The 15,807-nt window shown below is 67.8% G+C and carries 13 protein-coding genes; 10 read left to right on the forward strand and 3 right to left on the reverse strand.

All coding sequences use genetic code 11. The annotated features are described in order from the left end of the window. Positions 1-542: 542 nt before the first annotated feature. From hpnD to AC1DO7_RS30895, 3 genes are all read left to right on the forward strand, one after another. Positions 543-1,379, forward strand: coding sequence for a presqualene diphosphate synthase HpnD (gene hpnD / locus AC1DO7_RS30885; RefSeq protein ID WP_441615985.1), 837 nt, complete (start codon positions 543-545; stop codon positions 1,377-1,379). A 108-nt stretch (positions 1,380-1,487) separates the two neighbouring features. Beyond that, positions 1,488-2,798, forward strand: a complete 1,311-nt coding sequence (locus AC1DO7_RS30890) for a Zn-dependent hydrolase (RefSeq protein WP_441615987.1) — start codon at positions 1,488-1,490, stop codon at positions 2,796-2,798. A 105-nt stretch (positions 2,799-2,903) separates the two neighbouring features. After that, a complete protein-coding gene (locus AC1DO7_RS30895) occupies positions 2,904-3,800 on the forward strand; it encodes an SMP-30/gluconolactonase/LRE family protein (protein ID WP_441615989.1) in 897 nt (298 codons plus the stop codon). Positions 3,801-3,913: 113 nt separating this feature from the next. Here the strand turns inward: AC1DO7_RS30895 and AC1DO7_RS30900 are convergent, their stop codons facing one another. Continuing rightward, positions 3,914-4,300, reverse strand: a complete 387-nt coding sequence (locus AC1DO7_RS30900; RefSeq protein WP_441615991.1) for a hypothetical protein — start codon at positions 4,298-4,300, stop codon at positions 3,914-3,916. A 292-nt stretch (positions 4,301-4,592) separates the two neighbouring features. On the opposite strand from AC1DO7_RS30900, the gene ompR reads away from it, so the two are divergent. The 6 genes from ompR to AC1DO7_RS30930 all read left to right on the forward strand — a co-directional run bounded on the left by ompR (position 4,593) and on the right by AC1DO7_RS30930 (position 10,628). Then, a complete protein-coding gene (ompR, locus tag AC1DO7_RS30905; protein WP_006576352.1) occupies positions 4,593-5,315 on the forward strand; it encodes an osmolarity response regulator transcription factor OmpR in 723 nt (240 codons plus the stop codon). A 13-nt stretch (positions 5,316-5,328) separates the two neighbouring features. Beyond that, entirely contained in the window at positions 5,329-6,678 is a 1,350-nt protein-coding gene (locus tag AC1DO7_RS30910) for an ATP-binding protein (RefSeq protein WP_441615993.1), read from the forward strand. A 378-nt stretch (positions 6,679-7,056) separates the two neighbouring features. After that, positions 7,057-8,358: a tricarballylate/proton symporter TcuC gene (gene tcuC / locus AC1DO7_RS30915; protein WP_477116946.1), complete on the forward strand. Its 1,302-nt coding sequence runs from the start codon at positions 7,057-7,059 to the stop codon at positions 8,356-8,358. 348 nt (positions 8,359-8,706) lie between these two features. Beyond that, complete coding sequence (locus tag AC1DO7_RS30920) at positions 8,707-9,255, forward strand: peroxiredoxin (RefSeq protein WP_477116947.1); 549 nt, start codon at positions 8,707-8,709, stop codon at positions 9,253-9,255. Positions 9,256-9,395: 140 nt separating this feature from the next. After that, the gene (locus AC1DO7_RS30925) at positions 9,396-9,917 is read left to right on the forward strand and encodes a carboxymuconolactone decarboxylase family protein (RefSeq protein ID WP_441615999.1); all 522 of its coding nucleotides are present in this window, start codon (positions 9,396-9,398) and stop codon (positions 9,915-9,917) included. A gap of 141 nt (positions 9,918-10,058) precedes the next feature. Then, entirely contained in the window at positions 10,059-10,628 is a 570-nt protein-coding gene (locus tag AC1DO7_RS30930; RefSeq protein WP_441616000.1) for a GNAT family N-acetyltransferase, read from the forward strand. Positions 10,629-10,680: 52 nt separating this feature from the next. Here AC1DO7_RS30930 and ispF read toward each other — a convergent pair whose 3' ends face one another. Together ispF and ispD are read right to left on the reverse strand one after the other, a co-directional pair. Beyond that, on the reverse strand, positions 10,681-11,190 hold the full coding sequence (ispF, locus tag AC1DO7_RS30935; RefSeq protein WP_477116948.1) for a 2-C-methyl-D-erythritol 2,4-cyclodiphosphate synthase: 510 nt from the start codon (positions 11,188-11,190) through the stop codon (positions 10,681-10,683). 59 nt (positions 11,191-11,249) lie between these two features. Continuing rightward, positions 11,250-12,017, reverse strand: a complete 768-nt coding sequence (gene ispD, locus AC1DO7_RS30940) for a 2-C-methyl-D-erythritol 4-phosphate cytidylyltransferase (RefSeq protein ID WP_477116949.1) — start codon at positions 12,015-12,017, stop codon at positions 11,250-11,252. Positions 12,018-12,418: 401 nt separating this feature from the next. On the opposite strand from ispD, the gene mfd reads away from it, so the two are divergent. Further along, positions 12,419-15,807, forward strand: a 3,389-nt coding sequence (gene mfd, locus AC1DO7_RS30945; protein ID WP_477116950.1) for a transcription-repair coupling factor, incomplete at its 3' end; no start/stop codon positions are given.

Consider the following 15,807-nt stretch of genomic DNA (forward strand, 5'->3'; position numbering starts at 1 on the left):
AGGCAAAGCAGGCAGGCCAGCGCCAGCGTGGTGACCCGTCCGGGCATGCGCAGCCCGCCAGTCCCGGAAGCGGGCCTGGCAACATCAGGAAGCGATGGGAAAAGCACATCGACGGCCGCAACATCCGGCCTGGGACAAGGCACTGGCATGAGTTAAGCGTGAGATCGGTGGGACTGCGCGGTGGGACTGCGGGCTATGCACGGGACGATGGCGAATTTAATAACTCGTCGGTCAGTAATATAGCGGGGCTGACCCGGATGCGTCAAATTGCCATCCGCGACGGACACAGCCAAAAGCGCCCGCGGACCGGCCGGCCGGGCGCAGAAAGCACAGGCGCCAGGCCGCAGCCTGGCTCCAGTGGCGAAATGCCGCAGCCGTGTCCGGGCGAGACCTTGCGCGCGTTCCGGCCCCTCGCTGCATCCGCTGCACCCGCGGCGGCGGCGGCGCGGGCCGCGCGAGCGCAGTGCTACAATCCGCCGCGTCGCCCGCGCGGACCCCGCCGCGCACCGCGGAATGCCCCACTTCACCGACCCGAGAACGGCGTGACGCCCGATCAGTATTGCCAAGAAAAAGCCGCCGCGAGCGGCTCCAGCCTGTACTACAGCCTCCTGTTCCTGCCCCCCGCGCGGCGGCAGGCGATGACCGCGCTCTTTGCCTGGTGCAAGGAACTCAGCCTGGTCGTCGATGACACCCACGATGAAAGCGTGGCGCACCAGCAGCTTGCCTGGTGGCGCAACGAACTCGGCCAGATGTTCAGGGGCGCCCCCACCCACCCGGTGACCAAGGCGCTGCAGCCGCACCTGCAGGCCAGCGGCCTGACGCAGGCCATGTTCGGCGAGGTGCTCGAAGGCATGGAGATGGACCTGACCCAGTCCCGCTACCTCGACGACATCGCGCTGGCGCGCTATTGCCATTGCGTGGCCGGCGTGGTCGGGACCATGAGCGCGCGCATGCTCGGCTACCAGGATCCGCGCACGCTCGAATTCGCCGAAAAGCTCGGCTTGTCGCTGCAGATGGTCGATATCCTGCGCGACGTGGGCGAGGACGCGCGCCGCGGCCGCATCTACCTGCCGGTAAACACGCTGCAGCGCTTCCAGGTGCCTGCCTCGGAGATCACCCAGGGCACGCATTCGGACCGCTTCGTGGCGTTGATGCGCGAACGGGCCGGCCAGGCGCGCACGCTGTACCGCGAGGCGCTGGCCCTGCTGCCGCGCACCGACCGCCGTGCCCAGCGCGCCGGCCTGGTGATGGGCGCGCTCTGCCAGACGCTGCTCGACGAACTCGAGGCCAGCGACTTCCAGGTGCTCGGCCAGCGCATCTCGCTCACCCCCATGCGCAAGCTGTGGATTGCATGGAAGACGTGGATGCTCAACCGCTAGGCACCGCCCCCGGCGCGCCGGCGCTATCATCCTGAATCTGATTGTCCTGATCCGCGCTGCCCGCCCAAGGGCGTGCGGCCATTTGCGCTTCCCCCTGCCCTGCCTGCCATGACCCCATCGGCCCAACCCAGCCAATCCGCCCAATCCGCCCAATCCCCGCAAGCCAGCCTGTCGCTCGGCCAGGCCATCCTCGACCAGGCCGCCGCGCTGGCGCGCTTCTCGGACATGGAAGGCGGCCTGACCTGCGCCTACCTGACCACGGCCCACCGCGCCGCGCAAGCCCAGCTGGCTGACTGGATGCGCGAAGCCGGCATGGCGGTGCGCATCGACGCCATTGGCAACGTGATCGGCCGCTACGCCGCCGATCCCGCCGCGGGCGAAGCGGCCCGCGTGCTGATGACGGGTTCGCACTTCGACACGGTGCGCAACGGCGGCCGCTACGACGGCCGGCTCGGCATCCTGCTGCCGGTCGCCGTGGCGGGTGCGCTCAACGCGGCCGGCATCCGCCTGCCCTACCACTTCGACGTGGTGGCCTTTGCCGAGGAGGAAGGGCTGCGCTTCAAGACCAGCTTCCTGGCCAGCAGCGTGCTGGCCGGCCGCTTCGACCCGGCCCTGCCGGAGCGCAGCGATACCGATGGGGTAACGATGCGCGAAGCGCTGGCCACCTCCGGCCTGCCGGGCGCGGGCGACCCCGATGCCTTGCGGGCTGCTGCGGTCGACCCTGCCACCCTGCACGGCTTCGTCGAAGTCCATATCGAACAGGGGCCGGTCCTGCTCCACCACGAACTGCCGCTCGGCGTGGTGACGCAGATCGCCGGCAGCAGCCGTTTCCAGGTGCGCGTGCAGGGCCTCGCCAGCCACGCCGGCACCACGCCCATGACCATGCGCAAGGATGCCGCCGCCGCCGCCGCCGAGATGGTGCTGCTGGTGGAGCGGCGCTGCGGCGAGGCGCCGACGCTGGTGGGTACCGTCGGCCAGTTGCAGGTGCCGAACGGGTCCAGCAACGTCATTCCCGCCGAATGCGTGTTCTCGATGGACATCCGTGCCGGCGAGGACGCCATCCGCGAAGCCGCCATCGCCGACATCCTGGCCGGCATCCAGGCCATCGCGGCGCGCCGCGGCCTGGCCGCCGAGGTCGAACGGGTGACGCCGGTCAACAATGCGCCCTGCGCGCGCTGGCTGATGGACCAGTTCGGCGCCGTGCTCAGGAAGCGCGGGCTGGACGCGTTCGAGCTGCCCTCGGGCGCCGGCCACGACGCCATGATGATGCAGCGCATCACCGATGTGGCCATGCTGTTCGTGCGCTGCGGCAACGGTGGCATCAGCCACAATCCGCTGGAGACCATCACCGCCGAAGACGCCCAGCTCGCGGCCGAGGTGTTCGTCGATTTCCTGCGGCATTTCCAGCCGCGCGCCTGATCCCGCTTTGCTGTCCGGGCGCGGTGCGCTTGCGGTCTCCCCGTAAATCGTATTGGATGAAAGGCACACCAATCACAAGATCGAAAGATCACAAAGGAGACGCGCATGGCGCAACGCAGACTGTCGGTGCTGACGGAGGGCCACACCTTCCTGGAAGGCCCACGCTGGCATGAGGACCGGCTCTGGCTCTCGGACTTCTATAGCCAGCGGGTGATCGCGGTGAGCCTGGACGGCAGCGTGGAGCAGATCGCCGAGGTGCCGCAGCAGCCGTCSGGCCTTGGCTGGCTGCCGGACGGGCGCCTGCTGATCGTCTCCATGCGCGACCGCAAGCTGCTGCGGCGCGAGCCCGATGGCAGCCTGGCGGTGCACGCCGACCTCTCGGCCGTCGCCACCGGGCACGTCAACGACATGGTGGTCGACCGGCACGGCCGCGCTTACGTCGGCAATTTCGGCTTCGACCTGATGGCCGGCGCGCCGATGCGCACCGCCAGCCTGGCGCGCGTCGACCCGGACGGCACGGTGTCGGTGGTGGCGGATGGCCTGTTCTTCCCCAATGGCTCGGTGATCACGCCGGACGGCAAGACGCTGGTGGTGGGCGAGACCCTGGGCAACCGCATATCGGCCTTCGACCTGCACGACGATGGCTCGCTGGGCCCGCGGCGCGACTGGGCGCTGTTCGGCAGCCAGCCTGCCGGGACCGAACTGGCGCAGGTCCTGGGCGGCGCCAGGGTCGCACCGGACGGCTGCGCGCAGGATGCCGAAGGCGCGCTGTGGGTGGCGGATGCGATCGGCAACCGCGTGCTGCGGGTCATGCCGGGCGGCCATATCGCCGAGGAAATCGCCTGCGGCACGGGCGTCTTTGCCGCCGCGCTGGGTGGCCCGCACGGCAGGACCCTGTTCCTCGCCGCGGCGCCGAACTTCGACGAGGCGCAGCGGCGTGCCTCCCACCTTGGCCATGTCCTGATGACCGAGGTGGAAGTGCCGCACGCCGGCCTGCCCTGAGCGCGTTGCGCCGCCGGGGCCGGCAGCCACGTGCAAGCCCGGACCCGGCCAAGTAGGACGGACGCCGATATCCCCGCTGCCACGAATGGTGGCAAGCTCATGCCAGAGTGGCGTCAGCCGCCCTGGTACATCTCCCTGCCGAGGTCGTAGAGGCTCTGGCGCAGCTTGCGTCGCTCGTCGGGCGACAGCTTGTCGTTGGGCAAGGTGCGCGGAAGGCGGTCATTGAGGCTGCGCTCGGCGCGGGCCTTGCCGGCGTGCGCGCGCGCCTCGTCCTGGTTCAGGCGCTCGCGGTCGTTGCGGGGAAACCCGTCGCGGGCGCCGAGGCCATTGGGAGTGCCCGCGGGCATGGGAGCGACGGGGGAAGCCGCCCGGCCCGGTGCCGGCAGCAGATGTGCGATGCCGGGCGACTGGGGGAGCGCTGCGCCGGCGGCAAGCAGCAGTACTGCCGTCGCGCCGGCATGATAAAGGAGTTGCCCGGCGCGCTTGCGGGTGACTTTCATTGATAATAGCGGTTTTAGCTTCTGAAACAGCGGCCGTCTGGCCGCCGGAAGCCGGAAATCCCGTTATCCAGCCGCACGCCGTCGGGGCTTGCCTGCCAGCCTGGCAGGCAACCGCGAAATGCGCTGACAAAGCACGCGAACAGAGCAGAAAAAGCGCGCGCGGAGGCAGCTGCGGAAACGGTATGCGGCAGTGTACAAGCAGGGTGGATGCGCACCGCCATACCACGCGGTAAAGTATGTAACCTTTTGTTAAGCCATTTTGACCGAAAGCGATTGTCGCTAAGATACCGCCATGGAAAATACCAGTCACAAGATTCTCGTCGTAGACGACGACCCCCGTCTGCGCGACCTGCTGCGCCGTTACCTTGGCGAACAGGGCTTCACGGTACTGGTAGCGGAAAACGCCACCGCGATGAACAAGCTGTGGTTGCGCGAGCGCTTCGACCTGCTGGTCCTCGACCTGATGATGCCCGGCGAGGACGGCCTGTCGATCTGCCGCCGCCTGCGCGGCGCCAATGACCAGACGCCCATCATCATGCTCACCGCCAAGGGCGAGGACGTCGACCGCATCGTCGGGCTCGAAATGGGCGCCGACGACTACCTCCCCAAGCCGTTCAACCCGCGCGAGCTGATCGCACGCATCCATGCGGTGCTGCGCCGCAAGGGCCCGGCCGAAGTGCCCGGCGCACCGTCGGAGACGCCGGAAACGTTCGCCTTCGGCGACTTCGTGCTCAACCTCGCCACGCGCACGCTGACCAAGAACGACGAAGAAATCACCCTGACCACCGGCGAATTCTCGGTGCTCAAGGTATTTGCCCGCCATCCGCGCCAGCCGCTGTCGCGCGAAAAGCTCATGGAAATGGCGCGCGGCCGCGAGTATGAAGTCTTCGACCGCAGCCTCGACGTGCAGATCTCCCGCCTGCGCAAGCTCATCGAGCCCGACCCGGGCAACCCGCGCTTCATCCAGACGGTCTGGGGCCTCGGCTACGTATTCATCCCCGATGGCGTGAAGTAAGGCGCCGGGGATCGTGGCGACTGTTTTCAGCCGCACGGCTACGCGCCTGTTCGGTTCGCTATTCTGGCGAACCTTCATGCTGATCGCCCTCCTGCTGGCCCTCTCGCTGGGTATCTGGTTCCAGAGCTACCGGCTCTTCGAACGCGCGCCGCGCGCCCAGCAGATTGCCATGCAGGTGGTCAGCGTGGTCAAGCTCACGCGCGCTGCCCTGCTCTATTCCGACCCCGCGCGGCGGCGCTTCCTGCTGCTCGACCTGGTGCAGAACGAAGGCATCAAGGTCTACCCGCGCGAGAAAGACGACGACTTCTCGGTACCGACCACGAACCCCTTCCTGACCCAGCTGGTGCAGCAGGAGATCCGCGGCCGGCTCGGCGAGGACACCGTCCTCGCCACCACCGTCAACGATATTCCCGGCGTGTGGGTCAGCTTCGAGATCGAGGGCGATGACTACTGGGTAGCGATCAGCCCCGAGCGCTTCGAACGCGTGCCAGGCATCCAGTGGCTATGGTGGAGTATCGCCGCGCTGCTGCTGTCGATCATCGGCGCCGCCTTCATCACCTCGCTGGTCAACCACCCGCTCAAGCGGCTGGCCAACGCGGCGCGCGCCATCGGCGGCGGCGGCGACCCGCCCACGTTGCCCGAGCACGGCGCCAGCGAAGTGGCGCTGGCCAATCACAGCTTCAACCAGATGGTGCACGACCTGCGCCAGCTCGACGACGATCGCGTGGTCATGCTGGCCGGCATCTCGCACGATCTGCGCACCCCGCTCACGCGGCTGCGGCTGGAGACCGAGATGTCGCCCGTGGACGACTCCACGCGCGAGGCCATGATCGCGGACATCGAGCAGATGGACGCCATCATCGGCCAGTTCCTCAACTATGCGCGGCCGGCGCTGGAAACCGTGGAGCCGGTGGACCTGTCGGCGCTGGTGCAGGACGCGGTGGGCGTCTACGGCGCGCACGACGACGTGCGCGTGCATGTGCGCGCCGGCGAGCCGGTCATGGCCGTCGCCAACCGCATGGAAGTGCAGCGCATCCTGGACAACCTGGTGGAAAACGCCCGGCGCTATGCCAAGGACGAGGATAACGGCGTGGCCGTGGTCGAGATCAGCACGCGCATCGAGGACAAGGAAGCGGTGCTGACCGTGGCCGACAATGGCAGCGGCGTGCCGGAGGCGCAACTGCCGCTGCTGACCCGGCCGTTCTACCGGCTCGACGGCGCGCGCAGCGAAGCCAAGGGTGCAGGCCTGGGGATGTCGATCGTCAACCGGATACTGCAACGCAACGGCGGCAGGCTGATGCTGGCCAACCGCCCGCCCCCGCGCACCGGGCTGGTGGTCAGCGCCTTCTTCAAGCGGGCCTAGGCGCTCGTTCCCGCCACTTCGCGCCAACGTTCCGGCGCGCATATCGAAGGCCATCGCGCGGCGCCCGCCTGGGCACCGCGCGATGGCCTTTCGCTTTTGCGGGCGCGCACGGGCTTGCGAAGCCGACTCCTGTGGCACCCGACAAGTGGCGCTCCCCACACCCCGCTCTCGCATTGACAGGTTTTCGACAGCCATTGATATCTGTTTGAAAGCCCTTTGACAGCGGAATGACAGCGCCCCGGCGCACACTCCCGCCATCAGYCGGAGGCCGCCCCAGGACAAGGCAAAAGCCCGGGAACGGTGCCTCCGCCACGCTGACCGTCATCACCACAATCAAGCCACCGGGACCAACCGGCGGCGTCTGCGAGAGACAGCCACATGTCAAGCTCCCCATCCCAGCAGCACGGGTTCCGTACCGTGTTCCGTGTCGTCAGCGGCAACTTCCTGGAAATGTACGACTTCATGGTGTACGGCTTCTACGCCRCCGCCATCGCCAAGACGTTCTTCCCCAGCGGCAATGAGTTCGCTTCGCTCATGCTTTCGCTCGCGACCTTCGGCGCGGGCTTCCTGATGCGCCCGCTCGGCGCCATCGTGCTGGGCGCCTATATCGATCATCACGGCCGCCGCAAAGGCCTGATCCTGACGCTGGTGCTGATGGCGCTGGGTACCTTGCTGATCGCCTGCGTGCCGGGCTATGCCTCGATCGGCGTGGCCGCGCCGCTGCTGGTGCTGGCGGGCCGCCTGCTGCAGGGCTTTTCGGCCGGCGTGGAACTGGGCGGCGTCTCGGTCTACCTGGCCGAAATCGCCAAGCCCGGCAAGAAGGGCTTCTACGTGGCCTGGCAATCGGCCAGCCAGCAGGTGGCGGTGATCTTCGCCGGCCTGCTCGGCGTGATACTGCACTCGCTGCTGTCGCCCGAGCAGATGGGCGAATGGGGCTGGCGCGTGCCGTTCCTGATCGGCTGCCTGATCGTGCCTTTCCTGTTCCTGATCCGCCGTTCGCTGGAGGAAACCGAGGAGTTCAAGACGCGCAAGCATCGCCCCAGCATCAGCGAGATCTACCGCTCGATGGCCGAGAACTGGCGCATCATCGTTGCCGGCTGCTTGCTGGTGGTGATGACCACCGTGTCGTTCTACATGATCACGGCCTATACGCCGACCTTCGGCAAGACCGTGCTCAAGCTCGACGATGTCGACAACCTGGTCGTGACCATCTGCATCGGCCTGTCCAACTTCATCTGGCTGCCGCTGATGGGTGCCGTGTCGGACCGCGTGGGCCGCAAGCCCCTGCTGATCATCTTCACCATCGCCACGCTGGTCACGGCCTACCCGGCGGTGTCGTGGCTGGTGGCAGAACCGTCGTTCAGCCGCCTGCTGATGGTGGAGCTGTGGCTGTCCTTCCTCTACGGCAGCTATAACGGCGCCATGGTGGTGACGCTGACCGAAGTGATGCCGCCCGCGGTGCGCACGGCAGGCTTTTCGCTCGCGTACAGCCTGGCCACGGCCCTGTTCGGCGGCTTCACGCCGGCGATCTCCACCTACCTGATCCACAGCACCGGCAACAAGGCCGCGCCCGGCTTGTGGCTGATGTTCGCCGCGGCGTGCGGGCTGGTCGCCACGCTGGTGATCTTCCGCGCCGGCCGGCAGCACGTCTATGCGGCGCCGGCGGGCAAGACCGCCTGAACCGCCGCGCGCGCCGGTGGAGTAGACTTCCGGTTCCGGCACGCCGCCCCTGGCGGGCGGGTCGATGCGACGCGTGCGGCGCGCCCCCGCCCTGGCTGACACGGGGCCGCAATATCAGGCGGCCACTATCGTCTGCCGGCATTCGTGGCATTCGTCGTCAGCCGGCACTCGCCTGGCACGCACTGCCGGTCGCGCGGACTTCCCGCGCTGGCTATCGGGCTCTTTGAGAATATCAATTAGCCCAGCCTGCGGGGATGACGCATAATCCATGTTCGTTGCGCTGCGGCCCGCCCCCCCGGCTGGCCGGCAGCGCGAGCGTCTCTCTTCAACCGTATCCAGGAGCAGTCTATGAAGACCGTTGGTGACAAGATCGAAGCCTTCCACGTCGTCGGTGTCAAGCCGGGTTTCAACAACCATGAAGAGAATGGCCAGTCGGCCTTTGAAGACATCACCGAGAAGTCGTTCGAAGGCAAGTGGAAGATCATTTACTTCTACCCGAAGGATTTCACCTTCGTGTGCCCGACCGAAATCGTTGCCTTCGCCAAGCTCAACGGCGACTTCGCCGACCGCGACGCGATCGTGCTGGGCGGCTCGACCGACAACGAATTCGTGAAGCTGGCATGGCGCCGCGAACACAAGGACCTGAGCAAGCTGGACCAGTGGCAATTCGCCGACGTGACCGGCTCGCTGATCGACCAGCTGGGCGTGCGTGACCACGCTGCCGGCGTCGCCCTGCGCGCTACCTTCATCGTCGACCCCGRCAATGTCATCCAGCACGTCTCGGTGAACAACCTGAACGTCGGCCGCAACCCGGACGAAGTCCTGCGTATCCTGGACGGCCTGCAAACGGACGAACTGTGCCCGTGCAACCGCGCCGTTGGTGGCGCCACGCTGTAAGCAGCCGCACCGCTTGCATGCTGCGCAGGCTGCCGGTGATGCATTGCCGGCGGCCYGCGGCGATCTGCGCGCGGGCTTCGGCCCGCGCCTCGAAACCCGCCATGGCGGGTTTTTTGAGCCCGTACCGATAGGAGATTTGTATGGAATTCATCAGCACGATTAAGGGCCTGATTCCTGACTACGCCAAGGATATCCGCCTGAACCTCGACGGCACCATCGTGCGCTCCTCGCTCGAGGGCAATGATGCCGTGGCCGTGGCCCTGGCCGCCGCCTTCGCCGCCAAGAGCCGCGTGCTCGTCGATGCGATCCGCAACGCCGGCGTGCTCTCGCCCGAGGAAACCAACGCGGTGCTGACCGCCGCCGCGCTGATGGGCATGAACAATGTCTGGTATCCGTACATCGAGATGGCCGACGATCCCGACCTGGCCAGCCAGCCCGCGGGCCTGCGCATGAACGCGTACGCCACGCACGGCGGCGTGGACAAGCGCCGCTTCGAAATGTACGCGCTGGCGGCGTCCATCGTCGGCAAGTGCCAGTTCTGCGTGAAGTCGCACTACCATCTGCTCAAGAACGAGCAAGGCATGACGGCGCAGCAACTGCGTGACGTGGGCCGCATCGCCGCCGTGATCGTGGCAGCCGCCAATGTGATCGCTGCAGAGTAAGCATCCACGGGCGGGACGGCGCTAGCCGTCCCGCCGCGCCGGCTTTTGTTGCCGACGCGCCAAGTCGGTAATTCACTGACTGCATTTGTGCTCCGAAGGGCCTACAATCCAGCAAGGTCACAGCCTTCGCCCCCCTTCGCCATGAGCACCCTCCCCTCGCATACCTCCCCGCGCTTTCGCTACCGGCTTGCCGCCGTGCATGACTGGGGCGACATCGCCGCCGTGACCCAGCAGGCTTACGGGCAGTACGAGCTGGATATCATGGAGGATTGCCGTGCATCGTTCCAGCAGGGCATGAAATCCGTACTGGCGGCAAACACATCGGAAATGGAATGGTGGGTGGCCGAGACCGATCACGGCGTCAGCGGCGCGGTGCTGTTCTGCCACCCGGGCGCCACCCTGCAGGCGCTGGACGGCAGCACCATCACGCTGGCCCTGCCCGAGGCACGCCTGCTGGCGGTCAGCCCGCAGGCCCGCGGACTCGGCCTGGGCCGCACGCTGATGCAGGTATGCATCCAGCGCGCGCGCGACATCGGCGCCGGTGCGCTGCTGGTGCGTACCATGCCGGAGATGAAATCGGCCAACCAGCTGTGCCAGCAGATGGGCTTCGTCAAGCGCACCGAGGCCGGTGCGCGCTCGGGGCCGATGGCCGGGCTGATCGACTACATCTACGCCGTGCCGCCCGAAGGCGCCGCCGCGCCCGCGGGCTGAACGCCGCCACTACCCGCGCGCCCCTGGAGGCGACCTCCCCCGAGCCGCGTCTTCAGTCCTGCGAAGGCGTGATCGCGCCGCGCCAGATCAGCACCACGGCCTGCGCCACGATCCCTTCCTGACGGCCTTCGAAACCGAGCTTCTCGTTGGTCTTGGCCTTGACGTTGCAACTCRACGCGGGCAGTTCGAGATCCTCGGCCAGGTTAGCTACCATGCCGCCGATATGCGGCGCCAGCTTGGGCGCCTGCGCAATCACCGTCGCATCCACGTTACCGATCTCGTAGCCGGCCTCGCGCACGCGCCTGGCCGCCTCGCGCAGCAGCGCGCGGCTGTCCGCGCCGGCAAAGCGCGCATCGGTATCGGGGAAATGACGGCCGATATCGCCCAGGCCGGCCGCGCCGAACAGCGCATCGGTGATGGCATGGAGCAGCGCGTCCGCGTCGGAATGCCCCAGCAGGCCGCGGTCGTGGGGAATGTCCACGCCACCCAGGATGAGCTTGCGGCCGGGCACCAGTGCGTGCACGTCGTAGCCTTGGCCGACGCGGATATCGAATGGGGTCATGGAAGCGTCACTCCTTGAGGAAAAAGACGAGTTCGGGATTCGGGATCAGGCAATGCAGTTCAGGACTTGACCGCGGCGGCATCGCCCAGCAGCAGTTCGGCCAGCGCGAAATCTTCCGGATAGGTCACCTTGAAGTTGCGCAGCGAACCGTTCACCAGGCGCGGATGCAGGCCCAGCCGCTYGATGGCGCTGGCCTCGTCGGTCACCACCGCGCCGGCCGCCAGCGCCTCCTGCAGGGCCTGGCGCAGCACGCCGATGCGGAACATCTGCGGAGTCTGCGCCTGCCAGAGGCCTTCGCGCGAGACTGTGGCGCCGATGCGCACCACCGCACTCTGGCCGGGCGCCGGGTTGGCGCGCTTGAGCGTGTCGGGCACCGGCACGGCCAGGATGCCGCCGATGGCGGCGTCGGGGCCGTCTTCCTCGCCGCCCTCGCCCTCCACCGCGCGCACCAGCGCGTGAATCATGGCGGGCGTGAGTCCGGGACGCGCGGCATCGTGCACCAGCACCCAGTCGCGATCGGTCGCGCCAAGCTGCGCCAGGTGATGCAGGCCAGCCAGCACCGACGCGTGGCGCGTATCGCCACCCACGAAGGCGGTATCGAAGCGCAGGCCGGCAAAGGCATCGGCGCCGAAGCGCGACTCCAGCGGCATGTCGTCGGGCGCCAGCACCAGCGCGGTGGCGCTGATGGCGTCACAGGCAGCAAAGGCGGCGAGTGCGTACCAGATCATCGGCCTGCCGGCCACGGTCTGGTATTGCTTGGGCAGGCTTCCGCCGGCGCGGCTGCCGGTACCGGCACAGGGAATCAGGGCAAAACGGCGGGCAGACACGGATAGCGCAAGGAGCAAGGTGGGTGCGGGGCACAGGACGCGCTGCAAGGCCGGCGGATTCCGCCCCCTCGGGGGGCAGGCAGGCGCGGCCGTGGAAACGCGGCGATGGAAACGTGCTTCTTGAAACGTGGATTCGGTGCGCATTCTATAATACGGCCTTCGCCCGCGGACAAGCGGGCGATAAAAGCCGATGAAAGCGTGCGGCCCGTTTGTCTTTTGCGGGCGGCGCATGCACCGCCCACCCCCCGCCCGCGACGCCGGCGGGGCGTTGCCGTTGCGTGGCCGCGCATTCATGCCTGGTCTCTTTCGTGCGCGCCTTTTTCGCATGATTGCGTGCGGTTTTCCGTCCAGGCCCAAACACCTACAGCGCGCGCAGCACGCCAACCGCCAGTCCGTACCCGATGCCCGAAGCCATTCGCCCCGCCCCCTTCGCCAACCTGCCCCTGGTCAAGGCAGGCCAGCGCAATACCGTCGCCGGCCTGCCTGGCTCCGCCGATGCGCTGGCGCTGGCCGCCTACGCCCGCCAGCACCGCGAGCGCGTGCCCATGCTGGCCGTGGTGTGCGCCAACGCGACCGATGCCCAGCGCCTGGCCGAAGAAATCCCCTGGTTCGCGCCGGAACTGCGCGTGCGGCTGCTGCCGGACTGGGAAACCTTGCCGTACGACAGCTTTTCGCCGCACCAGGACCTGGTCTCCGAGCGCCTGGCGACCTTGCACGATATCCAGGGCGGCCAGTGCGACATCATGCTGGTGCCGGCGCAGACCGTGCTCTACCGGCTGGCGCCACCTGCCTTCCTGGCGGCCTATACCTTCTTCTTCAAGCAGGGCGAGCGGCTTGACGAAAACGCGCTCAAGGCCCAGTTCACGCTGGCCGGCTACGAGCACGTGAGCGCGGTGATGCGGCCCGGCGAATACAGCGTGCGCGGCGGGCTGATCGACCTCTACCCGATGGGCTCGGCGCTGCCTTACCGCATCGACCTGTTCGGCGACGAGATCGAGACCATCCGCGCGTTCGACCCGGACACGCAGCGCAGCCTGTATCCGGTCAAGGAAGTGCGCCTGCTGCCGGGCCGGGAATTCCCGCTCGACGAGGCCGCGCGCACCGCGTTCCGCGGCCGCTGGCGCGAGATATTCGAGGGCGACCCGACCAAGTCGCCGATCTACAAGGACATCGGCAACGGCGTACCGTCGGCCGGCATCGAGTACTACCTGCCGCTGTTCTTCGAGCAAACCGCGACCGCGTTCGACTACCTGCCCGAGGGCAGCCAGCTCGCCTTCGTAGGCGACGTGCCCGACGCCATCCGCCGCTTCTGGGCCGACACCACGCAGCGCTACAACTTCATGCGGCATGACCGCGAGCGCCCGCTGCTCGCACCCGCGGCCCTGTTCCTCTCCGACGAGCAGTTCTTCGCCGCCGCCAAGCCGCTGGCGCGCCTGGTGCTGCAGGCCGGCGCCACCGACGCCGCGCCGCTGGCCGAGGCATTGCCCGATGTGTCGGTCAACCGGCGCGCGGAAGATCCGCTGGTCAACCTCGAAGCGCTGCTGCTGAAGAAAGACCGGCGCGTGCTGATGTGCGCCGATTCCGCCGGCCGCCGCGAGACCTTGCTGCAACTGTTCGGCGAAAGCGGCCTGCGCCCGCTGCCGGTGGATGACTTCGCCGCCTTCCTGGCCGGCGATTCTCCCTTCTCCATCGCGGTGGCGCCGCTGCAGAGCGGCTTCGCCCTGCCCGCGGCCGATGGCGGCATGCCGCTGGTCTTCGTCACCGAAGCCGAGCTCTACGCGGGCGTGGCGCGCCGCACCGGGCGGCGCAAGCAGGAACAGGCCAGCGCGGTCGACTCGATGGTGCGCGACCTCGCCGAGCTCAAGATCGGCGACCCGGTGGTGCACAGCGAGCACGGCATCGGCCGCTACCAGGGCCTGGTGACGCTCGACCTGGGCCAGGGCAACGAAGAGTTCCTGCACCTGGACTATGAGAAGGGCAGCAAGCTCTATGTGCCGGTGCACCAGCTGCACGTGATCTCGCGCTATTCCGGCGCCGATCCCGACACCGCGCCGCTGCACTCGCTCGGCTCCGGCCAGTGGGACCGCGCCAAGCGCCGCGCCGCGCAGCAGATCCGCGATACGGCGGCCGAGCTGCTCAACCTGTACGCGCGCCGCGCCTTGCGCGAAGGCCACGCCTTCCCGCTCTCGCCCAGGGACTACGAGAAGTTCGCCGAGAGCTTCGGCTTCGAGGAAACGCCCGACCAGGCCGCGGCCATTTCCGCGGTGATCGCCGACATGACCTCGGGCAAGCCGATGGACCGCCTGGTGTGCGGCGACGTGGGCTTCGGCAAGACCGAGGTGGCGCTGCGCGCGGCCTTCGTCGCGGTGATGGGCGGCAAGCAGGTGGCCATGCTGGCGCCCACCACGCTGCTGGCCGAGCAGCACTTCCAGAACCTCTCCGACCGCTTCGCCGAATGGCCGGTGCGCATCGTGGAGCTGTCGCGCTTCAAGACCAAGAAGGAGATCGACGGCGCCATCAAGATGATCAACGACGGCACCGCCGACATCGTGATCGGCACCCACAAGATGCTGTCCGACGACGTGCGCTTCCAGCGCCTGGGCCTGGTCATCATCGACGAGGAACACCGCTTCGGCGTGCGCCAGAAGGAAGCGCTCAAGACCCTGCGCGCCGAGGTGGACGTGCTGACGCTCACCGCCACGCCGATCCCGCGCACGCTGGGCATGGCGCTCGAGGGCCTGCGCGACTTCTCCGTGATCGCCACCGCGCCGCAGAAGCGCCTGGCCATCAAGACCTTCGTGCGGCGCGAGGAAGACGGCGTGCTGCGCGAGGCCATCCTGCGCGAGCTCAAGCGCGGCGGCCAGGTCTACTTCCTGCACAACGAGGTCGAGACCATCGAGAACAAGCGCGCCAAGCTGGCCGAGCYGGTGCCGGAGGCACGTATCGCCGTGGCGCACGGGCAGATGCACGAGCGCGAGCTGGAGCGCGTGATGCGCGATTTCGTCGCGCGGCGCGACAACATCCTGCTGTGCACCACSATCATCGAGACCGGCATCGACGTGCCGACCGCCAATACCATCCTGATCCATCGCTCGGACAAGTTCGGCCTGGCGCAGCTGCACCAGCTGCGCGGGCGCGTCGGCCGSTCGCACCACCAGGCCTACGCCTATATGCTGGTGCACGACGTGGACGGCCTGAGCAAGCTGGCGCAGCGCCGGCTCGAAGCCATCCAGCAGATGGAAGAACTGGGCTCGGGCTTCTACCTGGCCATGCACGACCTGGAGATCCGCGGCGCGGGCGAAGTGCTGGGCGACAAGCAGTCGGGCGAGATCCACGAGATCGGCTTCCAGCTCTATACCGACATGCTCAACGCGGCCGTGAAAGCGCTCAAGGCGGGCAAGGAGCCTGACCTGATGGCGCCGCTGGCGGCCACCACCGAGATCAACCTCGGCACGCCGGCGCTGCTGCCCAACGACTACTGCACCGACGTGCACGAACGCCTGTCGCTGTACAAGCGCCTGGCCAACTGCGAGACGGCCGAGCGCGTGGACGATATCCAGGAAGAGCTGATYGACCGCTTCGGCCGCCTGCCGGCGCAGGCGCAGGCGCTGATCGAGACCCACCGGCTGCGCATTGCCGCGGTGCCGCTGGGCGTGCGCAAGATCGACGCCAGCGAGACAGCCATCAGCATGCAGTTCCTGCCGAATCCGCCGATCGACGCCATGAAGATCATCGACCTGGTGCAGAAGAACCGCCATATCAAGCTGGCCGGGCAGGACAAGCTACGCAT

This window comes from Cupriavidus sp. 05N40, assembly GCF_056397305.1.